The following is an 18,316-nucleotide window of genomic DNA, read 5'->3' on the forward strand; positions in this document are numbered from 1 at the left end:
CCGCGACCGGCCAGGGTGTGCAGCCCTGGCCGGACGGCGGTCGAACAGAGGCTTGCGGGGACTGCCAACCGGGCGTCCGGCCGCATACGCTCACGAGTGTGGACAGGCGCATCTTCGGGCTTGAGAACGAGTACGGCGTCACCTGCACCTTCCGTGGCCAGCGGCGGTTGTCACCCGACGAGGTGGCCCGCTACCTGTTCCGGCGGGTGGTGTCGTGGGGCCGCAGCAGCAACGTGTTCATGCGCAACGGCGCGCGGCTCTATCTGGACGTGGGCAGCCACCCCGAGTACTCCACGCCCGAGTGCGACAGCGTCGTCGACCTGGTGACGCACGACAAGGCGGGCGAGCGGATCCTGGAGGAACTACAGGTCGACGCCGAGCGGCGGCTCCGCGAGGAGGGCATCGTCGGCGACATCTACCTGTTCAAGAACAACACCGACTCGGCCGGCAACTCCTACGGCTGCCACGAGAACTACTGCGTCGGCCGGCAGGGCGAGTTCGGCCGGCTCGCGGACGCACTGATCCCCTATCTCGTGACGCGGCAGATCATCTGCGGCGCCGGCAAGGTGCTCCAGACCCCGCGCGGGGCGGTGTACTGCGTGTCGCAGCGGGCCGAGCACATCTGGGAGGGCGTGTCGTCGGCGACGACCCGGTCGCGTCCGATCATCAACACCCGCGACGAGCCGCACGGCGACGCCGAGCGGTTCCGTCGGCTGCACGTGATCGTCGGCGACTCGAACATGAGCGAGACGACGATGCTGCTCAAGGTCGGGGCGACCGACCTGGTGCTGCGGATGATCGAGGCGGGCGTGGTGCTGCGCGACCTGACGCTGGAGAACCCGATCCGGGCGATCCGCGAGGTCAGCCACGACACGACCGGGCGCCGCAAGGTCCGGTTGGCCAACGGCCGCGAGGCGAGTTCGCTGGAGATCCAGAAGGAGTACTTCGGCAAGGCCAAGGACTTCATCGACCGGCGCGGCGGCGACGCCGTGGCGCTGCGCGTCCTGGAGCTGTGGGAGCGGACCCTGCGCGCGGTGGAGACCGGCGATCTCGACCTGGTCGCCCGGGAGATCGACTGGGTGACCAAGTACCAGCTCATCGAGCGGTACCGCAGCAAGTACGACCTGCCGATGTCCTCGCCGCGCGTGGCGCAGCTCGACCTGACCTACCACGACGTGCGCCGCGACCGGGGCCTGTACTACCTGCTGGAGAAGCGGGGCTCGGTCGAGCGCGTGACGCGGGACCTGGACATCTTCGAGGCCAAGTCGGTGCCGCCGCAGACCACCCGGGCGCGGCTGCGCGGCGAGTTCATCCGCAGGGCGCAGGAGAAGCGGCGCGACTTCACCGTCGACTGGGTCCACCTGAAGCTGAACGACCAGACCCAGCGCACCGTGCTGTGCAAGGACCCGTTCCGCTCCGTGGACGAACGCGTCGACAAGCTCATCGCCGACATGTGACATCCGGAGCACGGGACGCGGGGCACGGGACACAAAGCACGGAGCGCCGGGCCGGCGCGCGGTCAGCTCGCGGGCGGGATGTTGTGGTTCAGGCGGAACAGGTTGGACGGGTCGTAGGCGGCCTTCAGCTCGCGCAGCCGCCGGTAGGCGGACGGGTCGAACGCCTCCCGCACCCGTTCGGGGGTGGCGGCGGCGCCGAAGAGGAAGTTGAGCAGGCGCCCGGACGACGCCCTGCCCAGCTCCTTCTCCGCTCTCTCGTGGAGCGGGTCGCCGTCGAGCTTGGTCAGCACGCCGATCAGGTAGGCGGCGTCGCGGTTGCCCACGGCGGTCGGGTGGGGCGGGGCGGCCGCCAGGGCTCCGCCGAGCTGCCGGACCTCCACGATGGCGCGGTCACCGGCCAGGTCGAGCAGGGTGCGGGTGGTGTCGGCGCCGATCTCGTCCACCGTGAGGTTCGTCGCCCGGTACGCCATCGGGATCGGCGGCTCATTGTGGATGGTCCCTGATTCGGTGTAGGGCATGTCCGCGACGGCGTCGATGAGCCGGGGGCCGACGGCGCGCAGCGGGGCGATGAGGCGTTCGCCCTCGGCGGCGTCGCCCACGTAGGCGATCCGCACGTGCGCGACGCGCCGTCCGCGCAGCGGCTCGGGGAACACCGGGGCGTCGGGGACGGGCATCAGCGCGATCGACGAGGTCATCGCGTCGGGGACGGCGGTCGTCCACGTCCGCCACGTTTCCAGGACGGCCGGGATCAGTTCGGTGTCGAAATAGAGCCCGCCTCCATACAGCCGCTCTACCGGCACCAGTCCGATCTCCAGGCTCGTCACGACGCCGAAGTTCGCGCGGCCGCCGAGCAGCGCCCAGAACAGGTCGGGGTCGCCGTCCGGGGTCACATGCCTGAGTCGCGCGTCGGCCGTGACGACCTCCAGCGAACGGACGTGGTCGGCGGCGTTGCCGAACGCGCGCGACATCAGCCCGATCCCGCCGCCGAGCACGTAGGAGACCGCGCCGACCCCCGGCGCGGATCCGCTCAGCGGTGCCAGCCCGTGGGCCGCCGCTTCGGGGACGACGTCGCTCCACCGCACACCCGCCTCGATCCGCGCCGTGCGGGCCTCCGGGTCGACGCGGAGGCCGGTCATCCGGCGGGTGCTGACGAGCAGCCCGCCGTCCATGCCCCGGGGCAGGCCGTGCCCGGTGTTCTGCACGGCGACCGGCAGCCCCTGGCCTGCCGCGTACTCGACGGCGGCGCGCACGTCCGCCGCGTCCAGGGCGCCGACCACCACGTCCGGACGGTGCGGGCCTGCGAGCTGGAAACCGGTCCGCTCGTCGTCGTATCCCTCGTCGCCGGGTTCGAGGACCGGTCCCCGGATCTTGGCGGCGAGCGTGTCGTGCGTGGTCATGGGGTCCCCCCGGACGGTTCGCTTTCCCTGACACCTCCATCCTCGTGACAGGCGGGGCCAGAAGTCCAAGAGATAGATCTGATCAAGTGCAGAAGTATTGCTTATAGCGATGCCCGTGCCGGGAGGCCCCGGCACGGGCATGCGGGGGGTTACAGCTCCTTGAGGAACCCGGAGTCGACCGCGAAGTCGGCACCGGTCGTGCTCGCCGAGCGCGGGGAGGCCAGCAGCGCGACCACGTCCGCGACCTCCTGCGGGAGCGCGAGGCGGCCCGTGCTCAGGCTCATCATCTCGGGCGCGACGCTGTCCATCACCGCGTCGCGGTCGGCGCCGGTGGCGCCCGCGAGGACGTCGGCGGCGCCGCCCTCCTCCGTCCACCACGCCGTCCGCACCGGACCGGGCGACACCGTGTTCACCCGGACGCCCTGCGGGGCGAACTCCTCCGACAGCCCCTTGGCCAGGTTGTTCAGCGCGGCCTTGGCGGAGTTGTAGTCGAAGTTCATCGGCGCCGGATGGCGCGCGTTGCCCGACGAGACGTTCACGATCGACGCCGCGTCGCTCTTCAGCAGGTGCGGCAGCGCGGCGCGCACCGTCCGGACGACGGCGAAGAGGTTGAACTCATACATCGCGCGCCAGTCGTCGTCGGTCAGCGGGAGGAAGCCGAACCGCGGCAGCACGGCCCCGGGCGGCGGTCCTCCCGCGTTGTTGACCAGCACGTCCAGCCCGCCGAACACCTCGACGGCCCGCTCCACGACCGCCGCGGGCGCGGCCGGGTCCATGAGGTCGGCGGGCACGTGCACCAGGTTCGGCCCGGCGAGCGCGTCCAGGTCGGCACCCGACTTGCGGGATACGGCGACGACGCGCGCGCCCTCGTCCAGCAACGTCCGGACGACGGCGAGGCCGATCCCCTTCGAGGCGCCGGTGACGATCGCCACACGGCCGTTGAGTCGCAGGTCCACAGGAGGTTCCTCTCATCGGTGCGCGCCCTGACCGGCGCGACGCCCCATGAACCCCGCCCGCCGCGTTCGCGTTGCGCCCCGGCGGCGCCGAAGATGTTCGGAAGAAGTCGGGCCGAGGTGTCGATCGGCGACGTTCCCCGTTCGACCTAGGGGGGACAGGGTCCGCAGGGGCCCGACGACCTGGGAGACGGAACCATGAAGTACATGCTGATCATGCGCGCCACCGACGACGCCTACGCCGCCTACGCCGACGTCGACATCGAGCAGATGATCGAGACCGTCGGCCGGTTCAACCAGGAGATGATCCGCGCGGGCGTGCTGGTCGCCGCGGAGGGGCTGGGCGACGCGTCCGAGGGCGTCGTGGTGGACTACTCCTCCGAGCCGCCCGTGGTCACCGACGGCCCGTACGGCGAGACGAAGGAGCTGTTCGGCGGGTTCTACATCCTCAACGTGGCGTCCAAGGAGGAGGCCGTCGAGTGGGCCAGGCGCTCGCCGCTCACCGGTGCCGGGCTCAAGACCGAGATCCGCCGGGTCACCACGATCGACGAGTTCCCGCAGGACAACGAGTGGATCAAGAAGGAGCGGGCGTGGCGCGAGTCCACCGGCCAGCTGTGAGCGAGGGGTCTGTGAGCGGCGGGTCTGTGAGCGGCGGGTCTGTGAGCGGCGATGGCCGATCCGACCGGGCGTGAGGCCGTCGCCGCCGTCTGGCGGATCGAGTCGGCCCGCATCGTCGGGGCGCTCGCGCGCTACACCGGCGACTTCGGGCTGGCCGAGGACCTCGCCCAGGAGGCGCTGGCCGAGGCGCTGGTGACCTGGCCGCGCGACGGCGTCCCCCGCAACCGCGCGGGATGGCTGCTCACGGTCGGCCGCCGCCGCGCGATCGACCTGTACCGGCGGCGCTCCGCCCTGGACGACCGGTACGCCGCCCTCGCCCATGACCTGGACGAGGGCGGCGACGCCCCGGACGGCGACATCCTCTGGGATCCGGACCGGATCGACGACGACGTGCTCGCGCTGATGTTCACCTCCTGCCATCCCGTCCTGTCGCGGGAGGCGCGGGTGGCGCTCACGCTGCGCGTCGTCGGCGGGCTGACCAGCGACGAGATCGCGCAGGCGTTCCTCGTCCCGACCGCGACCGTGCAGGCCAGGATCACCCGGGCGAAGAAGACGCTCGGCGCGGCGCGCGTCCCGTTCGAGGTGCCGCCCGCCGCCGAACGCGCCGAACGGCTGGGCTCCGTCCTCAGCGTGATCTACCTGATCTTCACCGAGGGCTCCTCGGCCAGCTCGGGCGGGGCGCTGATCCGGCTCGACCTCGCGAGCGAGGCGCAGCGCCTCGCCCGCGTGCTGGCCCGGCTGGTGCCGGACGAACCCGAGGTCAACGGCCTGCTGGCGCTGCTGGAACTGACCGCCGCGCGCTTCCCCGCCCGCATCGGCCCGGGCGGCGAGCCGGTGCTGCTGGAGCACCAGGACCGGCGTCGCTGGGACCGCCCCGCGATCGTCCGGGGACGGGCCGCCCTCGACCGCGCGCGGCGGGCCGGACGCGGCCTCGGCGCCTTCGGCCTCCAGGCGGCCATCGCCGAATGCCACGCCCTCGCCCCCTCGGTCGGCGCGACGGACTGGGAGCGCATCGTCCTGATCTACGAGGCGCTCGGCCGCCTCGCGCCGTCCCCGGTGGTCGAGCTCAACCGCGCGGTGGCGGTGTCGATGGCGCGGGGCCCGGCGGCGGCGCTCCCGATCGTGGACGGCCTGTCCGACGCGCTCCCGTCCTCGCACCTGCTGCCGAGCGTCCGCGGTGAGCTGCTCACCCGGCTCGGACGCACCGGAGAGGCGCGCGCCGAACTGGTACGGGCCGTCGGACTCTGCGGCAACGACCGCGAGCGGACGCTCCTGGAGAAGAAGATCGCCGCCCTCGATCAGGACGTCCGCGCGACCGCCCCGTAGCCGTGGACATGCTCGGGGCCCTCGCCCTGGTCCGGATCGGGCCGCCACCGCGTGATGGAGACGAGCCCCGGCTCGACCTTCTCCAGGCTCCCGAAGAAGGCGCCGATCTGCTCGACGCTGCGCAGAATGTAGGGCAGCGCGCCGGATTTCGCGTAGTTCTCGGTGCTGCGCACGGCGTCCTCGGAGGTGTCGGTGCAGTCCCACAACACCAGGAAGCTGCCCGGCGGAACACCCTCCACGGTTTCGGCGACGATCCGCTTGGCGGTCTCGTAGTCCTGGCAGAATCCGAGCACCCCCATGAACATCACCGCGACCGGCTGCGTGAAGTTCAGGACGTTGGCCGCCTCTTCGAGGATCTGCCGAGGCTCGTGGTAATCGGCGTCGAGGTAGTCGGTGACACCCTCGGGCGTCGTCCCCCGCATGAGCGCACGCGCATGCGAAAGCACCATCGGGTCGTTGTCGACGTATACGACGCGCGACTCGGGAGCCGTCCTCTGGGCGATCTGGTGGGTGTTGGACTCGGTGGGCAGCCCGGCGCCGATGTCCAGGAAGTTGCGCACGCCCTCCTGCGCCGCGAGGTACCGCACCACCCGGATCAGGAACTTCCGCGACTCCCGCGCCAGCGTGGTGAGCTCGGGGTTCACCTTGGCCGTGGAGTCGCCGACGACCCGGTCGACCTCGTAGTTGTCCTTGCCTCCGAGCCAGTAGTTCCACGTCCGCGCCGGCGAGGGGATGTCGATCCGGAACCGCGCCTGCGCGCTCTCCGGAAGGCGGGGCGGCTGGTTCGCACCTGGGCTGCCAGAAGAGGGCATCATCGACTCCTCGAAGAGGTCTGGACCAGTCGCGAATTATCCTACGTATTTCCCGTCCATCGCGTTAGCGACCCGCCTGAATCGGCGGTTAGCACCGGTACCGAAAAGTCCCGTTCCTGCTCCGGACAGGCGTTTGTGAAGCCGAATGCCCGCCGGAAATGCACGTAATCGCATGAACGCCGGGCATGGTCCCCCAAGGAGCACCTGTATCCATCCGGTCAGCAGGACCAGCCCTCCGTCACAGGGTGCAATGGAACGACTAGGCTGTATGCCGGAATGACCAGACGGGGTGATCACGTGACCGAGCCGACCGCGGCCCTGCGGACCGTCGCGGCCAACGTCCGGGCGGCCCGGCGGCGCGCGGGCCTGTCCCTGGAGGAGCTCGGACGGCGCGCCCAGGTCAGCAAGGGCGCCCTCGTCGCCCTGGAGAGGGCCCAGGGCAACCCCAACCTCGCGACCCTCGTCCGGCTCGCCGACACCCTCGGCGTCTCGGTGTCCGACCTCATGCAGGGGCCGCCCGAGGGCCGCGTCCGCATCGCCGCCTCCGACACCATCGCCCCCCTGTGGACGGGCGCGAAGGGCGGCGAGGCGCGCCTGATGCTGACGACGTCCACCGCGAGCCCCGTCGAGATCTGGCGCTGGCGCCTGGCCCCCGGCGAGGACTACCCCAGCCACCCCCACCGCCCCGGAGTCGTCGAGACCATCAGCGTCACCTCCGGCAGCATGACCCTCGTCCTGGACGGCACCGAGTACCCCGTCAACACGGGTGAGACGGCCACCTTCAACGGCGACGCCCCCCACGCCTACCGGGGCACCGGCGCGGCCCCCTGCCACCTGATCATGACCGTCCACCTCCTCCCCGGCCCACCCCTCCCGTCCTGATCGGGTATCAGGTGGTGGCCGGGACGTGGTCTTCGGTCTTTCGCGTGGGCGTGGGGGTGTGGGGGAGAACGAGGTAGGTCAGGGCCAGGCCCGCCAGGCTCAGCAGGGCGCCGGCCAGGCCCGTCCAGCGCAGCGCGCCCGCCGCGACGATGACGCCGCCGATCGCCGAGCCCGCCGCCGCGCCGAGGTTGAAGGCGCCGACGTTGGCGGCGGCGGCCAGCGTCGGGGCATCGCCCGCGTGGCGCAGGATCAGTGCCTGGAGCGGGGCGATGGTGGCGGTGCCGAGCAGGCCGAGTACCAGGACCGCCGCCACCGCGGAGGGACGCCAGAGGGCGGCGAACGGGATGAGGACGAGCACCCCGGCCAGCCCGCCGAACACCCCTCGCAGGGTCGCGCTCACGGACCTGTCGGCGAAGCGGCCGGCGAGGATGTTGCCCAGGAAACTGCCCGCCCCGTAGGCGAGCAGCAGCCCGGACACCGCCGCCGAGGAGAAGCCCGACACGCGCGTCAGCAGCGGGGCGATGTAGGTGAACACCGTGGCGACACCGGAGAAGCCGACCGCCGTGGTGGCGATGGCCAGCAGCACCGGGAGGCGGGTCACCACCCGGACCTCGTCCCGCAGCCGCGCGGTCGGTGCCGGTCGCCGGGGCAGGACGGCCGCCAGCAGCACGACGGCGACCAGCGACAACGCGGTCAGGACCGCGAACGGGGCGCGCCATCCGGCGCTCTCCCCCAGCAGCGCGCCGAGCGGCACGCCGAGCAGGGTCGCCACGGTGAAGCCGGAGGCGACCGTGGAGATCGCCCTCCCGGTCTTCTCCGGCGGGACCACGCTGGTGGCCGTCACCACGGCCAGCGCCAGGAAGGCGGCGTGGCTGAGCGAGGAGACCAGGCGTCCGACCAGCAGCAGTTCGAAGGACGGGGCGACGGCGCTGATCGCGCTGCCCGCCGCGAACAGCAGCATCAGACCGAGCGCGAGCCCCTTGCGGGGCGTCCTGGCGGTCAGCGCGGCCACGAGGGGCCCGCCGAACACGACGCCGAGGGCGTAGACGGTGACGGCCTGACCGGCCGTGCCCACCGACACGTCCAGGTCGGCTCCGACCTGGGGGAGGAGGCCGGAGATCAGGTACTCCGACGTTCCGACCACGAACACGCTCGCGCAGAGGGCGGCGGGGATGGTGACACTTTCTCTCATGGCGGGGAACGCTAGACTCTCACATGGATGTGAGAGTCAAACCGTATCCGGGGAGAGGCCATGCGCATCGGCGAACTGTCGCGGCGGACCGGCGTTCACGAGCGCCTGCTGCGCTACTACGAGGAGCAGGACCTGCTCCATCCTCAGCGGCGTCCCAGCGGTTACCGCGAGTACCGCGACTCCGACGTCGACACCGTCCGCCGTATCCGCAGCCTGCTGGCCGCCGGCCTGAACACCGCCACGATCGGCACGATCCTCCCCTGCCTGCGCGAGGACGACGCCCGGTTGGTCCCCACCTGCCCGGACCTGCTCGCCGACCTCCGTCGGGAGCACGACAGGATCACGCGGTCGATCACGGACCTGGAGACGTCCCTCGGCGCCCTTGAGGAGGTCATCGCGGCGGCACCGCCCGAGGTCGCGCGGCGCGCGCTGGACGGCTGAAGCCGCGCGGAATCACAGGTCCATCGCGAAAAGCTGCACGATGTCGTCGAGGGTCACCAAGATGACGGCGATCGTTATGCCCATGACCGTGGAGACGATCCAGCCCGCGAGCGCGATGTCGCCGCCGGGGCTTCCCGCCGCGAGCGAGCCGCTCGCCGCGATGACCGTCAACGTGGTGTTCCTGGCGACATGGGGCCAGCCGATGCGCTTCTCGGACGCGCCGAAGCAGCGGCAGGTCGCCTTCGTCCCCGTCAGCACGGCCCTGGTCACGAAGGCGGTGAACAGCAGCATCAGCGCGGTCGCGAGCAGCAGCCCCGCCAGGGCGGTCACCGGGATGACGGTCAGCACCGCCGCCAGGGCTTCCGAGACGGCGACGCACACCGCCGCCGCCATGCGGGTGCGCGACGAGGCGGTTCCCAGGTGCGGACGCAGCGAATCGGAGAAGGCGGCGATCTCCTTTCCACCGCGCAGCTTCGACCACGCCGAGAAAGCGAAGACGACGGCTATGACCGCCTGGCAGAAGATCTGGATGTAGTCCATGCCTCTCACTTCCGTCGTCCCATAGGTACCCCCAGGACCTTCTCCAGCGACACGAAGCCGAGGTGCCGCGAGTCGAAGCTCTCCTCCCTGTTGTCGCCGAGGACGACGAGCATGCCCTCGGGCACGCGGTCGCCAGGGAGCGCCTCCAGTTCCGGGATCTCTGCGCGCGGTATCCGTTCGCCCGGAACGGCGACCGCCCGTTTGATCATCCAGCCGTGGCCGTTCTTCCATTCGGGGACGTGGTCCCCCGGCCCTTTCCGGCTCACCTCGAACCTCGGCTGGTCGATCACCACGACATCGCCGGACCTGACGGCGTGCGTCCGCCTCACCAGCAGCCGGTCGCCGTCCTCGTAGGTCGGCAGCATGCTCGGGCCCCGCACCGTCACCTGCACGAACCGCCGCGCCAGGAGCGCGGAGGCCGCCGCGGCGCCGCCGCAGGCGACCGCGAAGACCCCGAGGGCCGTGATCGGGTCCGCCCCGGCGAGCAGGGCTCCGATTCCGAGCACCAGCCCCGGCGCCGTTCCCACGGAGACGCGTGCCGCACGGGTTCTCCGGCGCTTGATCACGCGCGGTTCCGTCATGCGTCGCCCCGGTAGGAGGTGGCTTGCAGGTTGAACAGCCGCGCGTATTCGCCGTCGGCCGCGATCAGTTCCTCGTGCGAGCCCTCTTCGATGGCCTTGCCTCCGGCCAGGACGACGATCGTGTCCGCGTCCCGGACGGCACCGAGCCGGTGGGAGATCAGCAGGCTGGTCCGGCCCCGGCGGTACCGGCGCAGGGAACGGTGGATCTCGTGCTCCGCCTCGGCGTCCAGCCCCGATGAGGGTTCGTCGAGGATCACCAGGTCGGGGCCGTCCCGGAAGACGGCGCGGGCCAGGGCCAACCGCTGCCACTGCCCGCCCGACAGGATCACGCCGTGCTCCGCGCTCTCCTTCTCGGACTCCATGAAGAAAAGGCGGGAGAGCAAAGTCTGATAACCGTGCGGCAGTTCCTCGACCGCCCGGTCGACGCCCGCCCGTTCCGCCGCCTTCCGCACGCGCCGCGGGTCGTCCATGGCGCTGATGTCGCCGAGGCCGATGTTCTCGGCGACGGTCATGTCGTACTGCATGTAATCCTGGAAGACGGTGCTGATCCTCTTCCGCAGGCTTTCCAGGTCGATGTCTCTGATGTCCACGCCGTCCCAGAGGATCCGGCCCTTTCCGGGATCGTAGAAGCGGCACAGCAGCTTCACGAGCGTCGACTTCCCGGCGCCGTTGAGACCCACCAGCGCCATCGAGCTTCCGGCCGGGATGCGGAGGTCCACGCCCTTCAGGACCCAGGGGTGGTCGTCGGAGTAGCGGAACCACACGTCCTGGAACTCGATGCCGCCGGAAAGGCCGGCGGCGGGCCTCGGGTCGTCGGCGACCGGGAGATCGGAGCCGGTCGCGGTGATCGTCCGGTAGTGCTCGAAGAGGAGCACGGCCTCCTGGGAATGCGCCACCTGCTCGGCGAGGCTTCCCAGCGTCGACTGGGTGTTGCCGATCGCCGTGACGAAGACGACGACCCCGCCGACGGTCATGAGGCCCTCGTGCACCTGGTAGGCGGCCCAGAGGGTCCCGGCGGCCGCCAGCGCCGCCGCGACCAGCCCGAGGGCGCCGTGCCCGGTCAGCTCCCTGAGATCCACCGCCCGTCTGGCGGAATTGGCATGCCGGCGCTCGCGCAGCATCCGCTCCCTCAGGAGCCCCCCGATGTTGAAGAGCCTGATCTCCTTCGCCGCCTCCACCGTCGAGAGCAGGTCGCTGTAGAAGATCTCCCGGCGTTCCATGGGCCCGATGCGCAGCATCATCGCCGTCCGCCTGCGTGCGAGCGACAGCTCCATGACGAGGGTCAGGATCCCGCTGAGCAGCAGCAGCGGCGCGAGCAGCGGGGTGAGGGACACGAGCGCGCCCGCGAACCCGACGACGGTGACCAGGCTCCGCATGCCGCCGAGCAGGCCGTTCAACACCTGTCCCGGGCCGGTTCCGCAGGCGTTCTGCGCCAGCCGGAGCCTGTCGAGGAAGTCGGGGTCCTCGAACCTGCTGAGGCCCGGCAGGTCGCCGACCGCCGTGTAGAGGCGCTCCCGCGCCAGCAGGCCGGCCTCGCGCTCCACCTCGGCGGTGAGGAACCGGATGAGCCGGGGCAGCACCAGGGTCGCGGCCCCGACGGCGCCGAGCGACGCCGCCAGGGCCACGATCGACGACATCGGCGCGTGCCCGACCAGGCGATCGAGCAGGAGCTTGGTCAGCCAGGCCGTCGCGACCGGGATGATCCCGCTCACCAGCGACGCGAGGACGCAACCGGCCGTCTGCCAGGGCGCGGCCCGTGCCGCCAGGGCGATGACGGCACGGACCGCGGTAAGGGACGTGGCGAGCGTCCGGCCTGGCCGCCTACCCCGCTCCAAGGCGTTCTTCTCCCCGTCCGTGCCCGGCAAGGTCGTTCACCTTGGGCTGGAGATGCGCTCGCGGGCCCCGCTGAGCTCGCGGATCTCGGTGAGGTCGATTCCGCTCGCCCGCACCTGGAGCGCGCCTTCCGCGTCGCGGTCGACCATCAGGAACGTCGGAAAGGCTTTCACCTGGCACGCGTTCGTGAAGGGGCCGCCGCCTTCTTCGAGGACGACCGTGCTGCCATCGCCGATGGTGGAGAGGAGGTCGGCGGCCTCGTCCTCGGCCCCGACGACCACGGCGATGCTGTGCTGCTGCACGCCTCTCATCTCGTGCGAGAACTCCAGGAAGTCCGGCAGCCTCTCCTTGCAGGGCCCGCAGCCCGGCGAGAAGAACCCGATGACGGACTCCGACTTGATCATCTCGTCGGAGATGACATCGCCCCTGGTCGAGACGGTCTCGAACGGGCCGATCGACTGGCCTGGGCGGAGGGTCGGCGACTCGCCCCGGAGATGGGCGAGGAGCTCGGTGTGAACTCGGAGGCGCTGGATGACACCTACGCTGATCACCAGATTGAGTATCACGAGGGTGCCCAGCACGAGGGTCGTCCCCATCAGCACGGACGTCATGGCTACCGTCCTCCTATCTCAATGGGCTGTGCGAAACCGCCGGCCGACCTTCCGCGCCGGCCGGGGAATGCCCGGTCGACGCGGAAGGCCCGGAGCTTCGTCATCCAGCCGCGGCCCTGGGGCCGCGGTGGCGAGTCAGCAATTAGCAGGTTTTGTTGCAGAACGCGCTACAGCCGTTGCTGTTGCAGACGTAGGCGCACGGCTTGTGACCGCACTGCCAGCAGTCCGAGTACCAGACGCAGCTCCGCCTGGCACTGGCGTTCGCGTTGATCTGGGGCACCAATAGGCCGACCAGCGCATTGCCTGCCCCTTGAAGAATCTTCATCCCGACCACCCTCCTTTCAAGAAGTCCTCGTGGCTGACGAGGCCAAATCCTGACGACCGTTTCCCTGGCTGGCAAGTCGCGAAAAGTGACGGGTCGGGCACCCGGCGCAGTAGCCGCTCGAAACCGTGCCTCTTAACCGATTCATCTCCGCAGATCAAATGGACGCTTCGGCTCAGCCCTGACACTGACATCGAGGGCCGGGAACTTTTCCGTCCACCGGTCGAAAGCCCCACGTTTCGCTTCTCACCGTTATGTCGCGGTGAAGCGGGGCCGGTTCCCGAGGTGCTCCGCGGACGGCACGGACGTCGCCCGTTCGGCCGCGTATGGGCGGCATGGCGGGGGGAATAGCAACGCATTCGCATCGGGCCGCTCACCCGGAGCGGCACAGGGCCCATCGGCCCTGACCAGCGCCGGAAGCGAGCCGGTCAGGCGGATATACGGCCCAACCGAAACCAGGTGAGTACTGGGGTTGGATCGCACCCGATCCACTTATCGCCGCCGGAGAGGGCGACCCGCATAGCCGGGATGCGGATCACGACAAAACTCCGCCTTCCCAGCTCAGGGGCCCTGTCCACCCCTATTTCCGGTCTTACCGGGCGAGCCGGGATCTAACAGGTGGCAAACTGTTCGTCGATGAATACCGACCGAGTCACCACTCCCCGGAAACGGCGAGGTGCGCTCAGGCCAGCTCCCGGTTCCGGGGAATCAATGGCTCGCCCGTTACGAGGGAGCCGGCGGATCGGTGCACTCGGCCCCCGGGGCCGCATGGTCTTGATGCTCGTTCTCGGCTGGTCGGCGCAGGCCGGTCTGCGGCTCTGGCTCGCGGCCGAGCAGACGTCTCCGACCGCCAATCCCGACGAGACCGGCTATCTGATCGCCGCGCGGATACTCTCGGGCGGCCCGAACGCCGATCTGTCATACAGCACGGTATATCACGGCGGTTACCCGCTGCTGCTGGCTCCGGCGTACTGGCTCAGCCACGATCCGGAGACGGTCTACCGGCTCTGCATGGTCGTCAACGCGCTGGTCGGTGCGGCCCTCCTGCCGCTCGCCTTTCGCGCCGCGCTGGACCTGCGACTGACAAAACGCTGGTCATACGCGGCCGCACACGTAACCGCCCTGCTCCCCGGCGCCTCGTTCTACGGCCTCTATGTACTGACGGATGCCGTTCTACCGGTCGTCTTTCTCGGCTGGATCCTGCTGCTTTACCGCTGGATACGCGACGAGAGAATGGTGTACGCGGCGGGAGCGAGCCTGGTCGCCGCCTATGCCTGCGCGGTTCACTCGCGCGGCACCGTGCTCCTGGTGGTGCAGGCGTGCACGGTCCTGGTCATGCTGTTCCGCGGGCGAGCGGGCCGGCGGTCGTCCGCCGCTGCCGCCGCCGTCCTGGCGGCGGGTGTCTACGGGGCCGCCCGCCTCAACGACTGGCTCATGCCGCAGATGTACCCGCTCGGGGACAACAACCTCGAAGACAACCTGGTCTGGCGGCTCACCCACGCCGAGGGGCACCGCTGGACGCTCGCCCTCACCGCCGGGCAGCTCTGGTACCAGATCGTCGCGACGGCCGGGATCGCCGGTCTCGGCCTCACGGCTCTGATCGCGGTCGCCGTACGGCGCGGCACGCCGTTTCCGCTGCGGTGGTCCGCGCTGGCCGTTCTGGCGGCGGTCGCCGGCGTCGCCGTCGCCACCTCGGCGGCCCTCCCCGACGAGCAGCGGGCGGGCAACTTCGTCACCGGCCGCTACCTGGCCTGCCTGCTCCCCGTTCTCTTCCTCACCGGACTGGCGGCTCTGGTACGGGCACGTCGCACGGAACTCGTCCAGGGGGCGGTCATCGCTCTCGGGCTCGCCCTCGCCCTGGGCTGGACGGTCCTGGACTATGCCGGCGACCGGTTGCACACCAGCAAGTACATAGCCTTCGACTTCCTGGAGATGAACCTGCTGACCGGTGACTGGGAACGGTTCCATCTGTGGCGCGCCACCGTGGTCGCGCTCGGACTGTTCGGTGCCGTGCTCTTCCTCGTCCGAGGAGCGGGGATGCTCTCGCGGAAGTGGCTGGGCCGATCGCGGGGCTGGTCGAGCCGCGTCCACCGAGCCGGTGCTCCGCTGGCGGTCGTGCTGCTCGCCGCGCTGAACCTGGCCGTCCTGACCACGTCCAGCTACAGGATCGCCCGGCCGCCCGCCCGGGACGCCGCGGACGTCGCCGGCATCGGGCGGCTCGGCGACGCGGGGACGTACCGCGCCGTGGCCATCGACCAGGGCGTGACCTGGGGGCTGCGCGTGCCGCTCCTCTACCAGGTGTGGTGGACGAAGGTGATCGACTTCAACGCGGCCTCCACACCTCCGCCCGGCCAGGCCGACCTCGTGGTCCTCCGCTGGCGCGCGTCGACCGCCCCCGCCGCCACCTGGCCCGATGCCCCGCCGGGCTTCCGGATCGTGGACACGAGGTCGTCCTACGCGGACGGGGTCGCCCAGGGCTGGGTCGCCTGGGCCCGTTCATGACACCGGTGGCGCCGGGCGGAGTACCGCCATTCGTCCCGCCGGCGAGACACGACGGTGAAGGACGGCCTCCGGGCGGCCACCCGATCGGGCTTTTCGGACAACGCTTTTCGGGGGCGGTCCGGTTAAAACAACGATCCGCCCTATCGTCGCCGCACCACTAAAGATCACGAAGTGCCGGGCGAAAGTCGATCGCGATCCACGAGCAGCGATGCCGAGAATCCCCTGCGAGCCCTTGACAATGCTGATCATGGTGGGTTATCCCTATACACAGGCCCGCCATGGAATCACTTATGGCGACCGGAACGGGGAGTGTGCGACGAAAAGGCATTTCGCTTTGCATGTATTGCACGTCGAGGCGGTCACCACGCCTTCTTGAACCGCATGCCGCGTCACTGGTGAACGCTTGGATTCAGATCGCCTGCCACATCACGGGGGACGGAGGGCCGAGGTGACGGTATCGGAACCGGCGAACGGTGTGATGCGGAAAGCCGCTCCCGCGGCGGCGCGGGCCCAGGCGGCGCGGGCCCAGGCGCCGCGTGCCCACGCCGGCATGACGCCCGCCAACGGCTCTCTGATGCTCGACCGGGCGGCCAAACCGCGGCGCACCGGCCTTGAGCTGCCACCGGAACTCCCCTTCGAGACCTGGCAGCGCATCGGCGGCCAGATCGCCCTCATCTCCGATTCCTCGAACTGGTGGCTCGGAGACTGGCTCGCCTACGGAACGTCCTACTACGCCGACCGGTACCGGCGGGCCGTCGAGGAGACCCGGCTCGATTACCAGACGCTGCGGAACTACGCCTGGATAGCGCGGCGATTCCCGATGGCGCGGCGCCGGGACAAGCTCAGCATGCAGCACCATGCCGAGGTGGCCCGGCTGCCCGTCGAGCAGCAGGAGCTCTGGCTGGACCGTGCCGAACGGCACCGCTGGTCGCGCAACCGCCTGCGGGCCGAACTGCGCAGGCTCGGGGAACTCGGCCGCGTGAACGCGGACCAGTCGTCCGTCAGGGTGGACATCGACATCCCGCCGGACAAAGAAGCGGCATGGTCGCGCGCGGCGGGCCGGGCGAATTCCTCCCTGGCGGAGTGGATAATCCTCGTGCTCGATGACGCGGCGGCCTCCGCGCTCGACATCGCCGGATCGGCGCACGGCGGGGACGCGAGCCGGCAAGAGGCCGCGCATCCCGCCTGAATCCGCCGGCGAGAAGAGATTATTCTTCGCCGTCCGGCGAACTCTCCGCCCGCTCTATAGTGATCGGATGTCAATTGCGGGTTTTGTCTCCCAGGCCAGCGACCTGCGGGAGTGCCGGGCCGGGACGGAGCTGTTCGCCCGTCCGGAGATCCAGGAGTTCTTCCAGCGGGTGACCGGCCCCGATGCCGCGATCGCGGACCTCGCGGGGCCGGCGGAGAGCGGGGACGTCTTCCGCGCCGGGATGGCCGCCTTCCTGTGCGGGGTGATGGTCGAGCGCGGCGGTTCGGCGCCCGCGGCGGCCGAGGTCGTCCTCCCCGTCATGAGGCGCGAACTGCTGCGGGCCCGCGAGCTCACGGCGGAGAAGGCGGCCGAGGACGAGGTCTTCGAGCGTTCGCCCGACCTCGTCCGGGCCCACCACACGCTGCCGTTCGTCCTGCTCGCGGCGATGACGACGCTCAGCCGCGACGAAGAGGCCAGAAAGCGCCTGCGCGCCGATTCCGATGTCGTCGCCCTGGTGGCCGAATTGGAGGGGCGGTACGAGACGCTCTACTACGTCCGGGAGGTGCTCGCCCTTCTGGACGGCCAGGAGATCCTGCTGGCCGACCCGCGCAACCGCCGTGCGTTCCTCCTCGGCCTGACCGGCGTGCGGAACGTGATGTACCACTTCTTCGCGCTGGCGCAGGACGCCCTGCTCAGGCACGCCGGTCCCGGCTATCTCGCGGCGGAACCCACCGATCCCGCCGCCGTGCGCTACGCCGCGAACGACGGCCTGACCGAGGACGAGCGCCGGGCCGCCCAGAACCTGGTCGACCACCAGCGCTTCGGCTTCCAGTATCCGGGGGCGAAGGACGGCGTCCCGGTCCCGGCGATGTTCTTCCCCGGTTCGGCCGCGTTCTCCGACGTCCCGGTCATCAACGGCGTCCCGACCCTTTTCCTGGAAGAACGCTCCGTCAACGCCCAGTGGTCGCCCACCAATATGTACCCGGTCCTGCACGAGGCCCTGAAGGCACAGGTCACGCTGCGGGAGCTGCCGTCCGCGGAAGCGGAGGCCCGGTTCGCCGTCCTCGGCTGACCGGCTCCACGCGCGGCGGCCGCCGCCCTCGCCGGGCGCGGGTGATCGTCAGGACGAGGTCCGGCGCGCGGCGAGCAGCGGGCCGATCACCTGGGTGCCGGGGCCGATGCGCCCGCCGGGGCCCGGCAGCTGGGTGGTGTTGTCGACGGTGAGTTCGCTGCCGCAGTGGGCGCAGGCGGTGATGGCCTGGGTGTCGTGTCCGCATTCCAGATGGTGGACGCGCACGGGCGGCCCCGACTCCCCGTACCAGCGGTCGCCCCAGCGCATCAGCGCGAGCAGGACGGGATACAGCTCCTCGCCCTTCTCGGTCGCCAGGTAGTGCTCGCGCGGCGGATGGTCCTGGTAGCGCTCGCGGACCAGCACGCCCTCCTCCACCAGGCGCGACAGCCGGGCGGCCAGGATCTTGCGCGAGATGCCGAGGTCGCGGGCGAGGTCGTCGAAGCGGGTCACGCCGAGCACGACGTCCCGCATGATGAGCGCCGTCCACGCGTCCGCGAACAGGTCGGTGGCGCGCGCGATCGAGCAGGCGACGTCGGCGAGCGGGGTCCTTGTCACCCCCCCAGCCTACGTCGGGTTCCCTGGGGAGAC

17 protein-coding genes are annotated in these 18,316 nt (G+C 70.6%); 8 read left to right on the top strand and 9 right to left on the bottom strand.

The annotated features are described in order from the left end of the window. The first annotated feature begins 98 nt into the window (after positions 1 to 98). On the top strand, positions 99 to 1,457 hold the full coding sequence (gene pafA, locus GNZ18_RS31895; protein ID WP_214615784.1) for a Pup--protein ligase: 1,359 nt from the start codon (positions 99 to 101) through the stop codon (positions 1,455 to 1,457). A gap of 62 nt (positions 1,458 to 1,519) precedes the next feature. On the opposite strand, the gene GNZ18_RS31900 is transcribed toward pafA, so the two are convergent. Both GNZ18_RS31900 and GNZ18_RS31905 read right to left on the bottom strand, forming a co-directional pair. Further along, entirely contained in the window at positions 1,520 to 2,854 is a 1,335-nt protein-coding gene (locus GNZ18_RS31900) for an FAD-binding oxidoreductase (RefSeq protein ID WP_156220347.1), read from the bottom strand. A 149-nt stretch (positions 2,855 to 3,003) separates the two neighbouring features. Beyond that, positions 3,004 to 3,810 carry an SDR family NAD(P)-dependent oxidoreductase gene (locus tag GNZ18_RS31905; protein WP_312874868.1) on the bottom strand — a complete coding sequence of 269 codons (807 nt, stop codon included), beginning with the start codon at positions 3,808 to 3,810 and terminating at the stop codon, positions 3,004 to 3,006. A gap of 195 nt (positions 3,811 to 4,005) precedes the next feature. Here GNZ18_RS31905 and GNZ18_RS31910 point away from each other — a divergent pair, with 195 nt between their 5' ends. Continuing rightward, positions 4,006 to 4,425 carry a YciI family protein gene (locus GNZ18_RS31910; RefSeq protein WP_156220348.1) on the top strand — a complete coding sequence of 140 codons (420 nt, stop codon included), beginning with the start codon at positions 4,006 to 4,008 and terminating at the stop codon, positions 4,423 to 4,425. Positions 4,426 to 4,476: 51 nt separating this feature from the next. Further along, positions 4,477 to 5,751: an RNA polymerase sigma factor gene (locus GNZ18_RS31915; protein ID WP_156220349.1), complete on the top strand. Its 1,275-nt coding sequence runs from the start codon at positions 4,477 to 4,479 to the stop codon at positions 5,749 to 5,751. Here the strand turns inward: GNZ18_RS31915 and GNZ18_RS31920 are convergent. Continuing rightward, on the bottom strand, positions 5,724 to 6,563 hold the full coding sequence (locus tag GNZ18_RS31920; protein ID WP_156220439.1) for an SAM-dependent methyltransferase: 840 nt from the start codon (positions 6,561 to 6,563) through the stop codon (positions 5,724 to 5,726). The two genes, GNZ18_RS31915 and GNZ18_RS31920, sit on opposite strands and share 28 nt — an antisense overlap. A gap of 297 nt (positions 6,564 to 6,860) precedes the next feature. Between GNZ18_RS31920 and GNZ18_RS31925 the strand changes: the two genes are divergently transcribed. Continuing rightward, on the top strand, positions 6,861 to 7,445 hold the full coding sequence (locus GNZ18_RS31925) for a helix-turn-helix domain-containing protein (protein WP_312874869.1): 585 nt from the start codon (positions 6,861 to 6,863) through the stop codon (positions 7,443 to 7,445). A gap of 7 nt (positions 7,446 to 7,452) precedes the next feature. On the opposite strand, the gene GNZ18_RS31930 is transcribed toward GNZ18_RS31925, so the two are convergent. Further along, entirely contained in the window at positions 7,453 to 8,637 is a 1,185-nt protein-coding gene (locus GNZ18_RS31930; RefSeq protein ID WP_156220351.1) for an MFS transporter, read from the bottom strand. Positions 8,638 to 8,697: 60 nt separating this feature from the next. Between GNZ18_RS31930 and GNZ18_RS31935 the strand changes: the two genes are divergently transcribed. Further along, positions 8,698 to 9,078, top strand: coding sequence for a MerR family transcriptional regulator (locus GNZ18_RS31935; RefSeq protein ID WP_156220352.1), 381 nt, complete (start codon positions 8,698 to 8,700; stop codon positions 9,076 to 9,078). Positions 9,079 to 9,090: 12 nt separating this feature from the next. Here the strand turns inward: GNZ18_RS31935 and GNZ18_RS31940 are convergent, their stop codons facing one another. The 4 genes from GNZ18_RS31940 to GNZ18_RS31955 form a co-directional block, all read right to left on the bottom strand. Further along, positions 9,091 to 9,618, bottom strand: coding sequence for a MauE/DoxX family redox-associated membrane protein (locus GNZ18_RS31940; protein WP_173390946.1), 528 nt, complete (start codon positions 9,616 to 9,618; stop codon positions 9,091 to 9,093). Positions 9,619 to 9,623: 5 nt separating this feature from the next. Continuing rightward, entirely contained in the window at positions 9,624 to 10,124 is a 501-nt protein-coding gene (locus GNZ18_RS43355; RefSeq protein WP_173390947.1) for a S26 family signal peptidase, read from the bottom strand. Between the two features lie 71 nt (positions 10,125 to 10,195). Next, the gene (locus tag GNZ18_RS31950) at positions 10,196 to 12,064 is read right to left on the bottom strand and encodes an ABC transporter ATP-binding protein (RefSeq protein ID WP_156220355.1); all 1,869 of its coding nucleotides are present in this window, start codon (positions 12,062 to 12,064) and stop codon (positions 10,196 to 10,198) included. A gap of 6 nt (positions 12,065 to 12,070) precedes the next feature. Further along, positions 12,071 to 12,643: a TlpA family protein disulfide reductase gene (locus tag GNZ18_RS31955; RefSeq protein WP_156220356.1), complete on the bottom strand. Its 573-nt coding sequence runs from the start codon at positions 12,641 to 12,643 to the stop codon at positions 12,071 to 12,073. A 1,099-nt stretch (positions 12,644 to 13,742) separates the two neighbouring features. On the opposite strand from GNZ18_RS31955, the gene GNZ18_RS31960 reads away from it, so the two are divergent. The 3 genes from GNZ18_RS31960 to GNZ18_RS31970 all read left to right on the top strand — a co-directional run bounded on the left by GNZ18_RS31960 (position 13,743) and on the right by GNZ18_RS31970 (position 17,728). Next, the gene (locus tag GNZ18_RS31960) at positions 13,743 to 15,467 is read left to right on the top strand and encodes a glycosyltransferase family protein (RefSeq protein ID WP_156220357.1); all 1,725 of its coding nucleotides are present in this window, start codon (positions 13,743 to 13,745) and stop codon (positions 15,465 to 15,467) included. Between the two features lie 478 nt (positions 15,468 to 15,945). Continuing rightward, entirely contained in the window at positions 15,946 to 16,656 is a 711-nt protein-coding gene (locus GNZ18_RS31965) for an LmbU family transcriptional regulator (RefSeq protein ID WP_246250799.1), read from the top strand. Positions 16,657 to 16,723: 67 nt separating this feature from the next. Then, complete coding sequence (locus GNZ18_RS31970; RefSeq protein WP_156220358.1) at positions 16,724 to 17,728, top strand: hypothetical protein; 1,005 nt, start codon at positions 16,724 to 16,726, stop codon at positions 17,726 to 17,728. A gap of 48 nt (positions 17,729 to 17,776) precedes the next feature. On the opposite strand, the gene GNZ18_RS31975 is transcribed toward GNZ18_RS31970, so the two are convergent. Then, positions 17,777 to 18,283 carry a winged helix-turn-helix transcriptional regulator gene (locus tag GNZ18_RS31975; RefSeq protein WP_214615776.1) on the bottom strand — a complete coding sequence of 169 codons (507 nt, stop codon included), beginning with the start codon at positions 18,281 to 18,283 and terminating at the stop codon, positions 17,777 to 17,779. Between the last annotated feature and the right edge of the window lie 33 nt (positions 18,284 to 18,316).

Origin of the sequence: Actinomadura litoris, assembly GCF_009733595.1 — a bacterium.
Classification (GTDB): Bacteria; Actinomycetota; Actinomycetes; order Streptosporangiales; family Streptosporangiaceae; genus Spirillospora; species Spirillospora litoris.

Excerpts from the sequence above, each read along its gene's own strand:
- GNZ18_RS31900 (WP_156220347.1), bottom strand. The coding sequence starts at position 2,854 with ATGACCACGCACGACACGCTCGCCGCCAAGATCCGGGGACCGGTCCTC.
- GNZ18_RS31910 (WP_156220348.1), top strand. The coding sequence starts at position 4,006 with ATGAAGTACATGCTGATCATGCGCGCCACCGACGACGCCTACGCCGCC.
- GNZ18_RS31915 (WP_156220349.1), top strand. The coding sequence starts at position 4,477 with ATGGCCGATCCGACCGGGCGTGAGGCCGTCGCCGCCGTCTGGCGGATC.
- GNZ18_RS31920 (WP_156220439.1), bottom strand. The coding sequence starts at position 6,563 with ATGCCCTCTTCTGGCAGCCCAGGTGCGAACCAGCCGCCCCGCCTTCCG.
- GNZ18_RS31930 (WP_156220351.1), bottom strand. The coding sequence starts at position 8,637 with ATGAGAGAAAGTGTCACCATCCCCGCCGCCCTCTGCGCGAGCGTGTTC.
- GNZ18_RS31935 (WP_156220352.1), top strand. The coding sequence starts at position 8,698 with ATGCGCATCGGCGAACTGTCGCGGCGGACCGGCGTTCACGAGCGCCTG.
- GNZ18_RS31940 (WP_173390946.1), bottom strand. The coding sequence starts at position 9,618 with ATGGACTACATCCAGATCTTCTGCCAGGCGGTCATAGCCGTCGTCTTC.
- GNZ18_RS31955 (WP_156220356.1), bottom strand. The coding sequence starts at position 12,643 with ATGACGTCCGTGCTGATGGGGACGACCCTCGTGCTGGGCACCCTCGTG.
- GNZ18_RS31960 (WP_156220357.1), top strand. The coding sequence starts at position 13,743 with ATGCTCGTTCTCGGCTGGTCGGCGCAGGCCGGTCTGCGGCTCTGGCTC.
- GNZ18_RS31965 (WP_246250799.1), top strand. The coding sequence starts at position 15,946 with ATGCGGAAAGCCGCTCCCGCGGCGGCGCGGGCCCAGGCGGCGCGGGCC.
- GNZ18_RS31970 (WP_156220358.1), top strand. The coding sequence starts at position 16,724 with ATGTCAATTGCGGGTTTTGTCTCCCAGGCCAGCGACCTGCGGGAGTGC.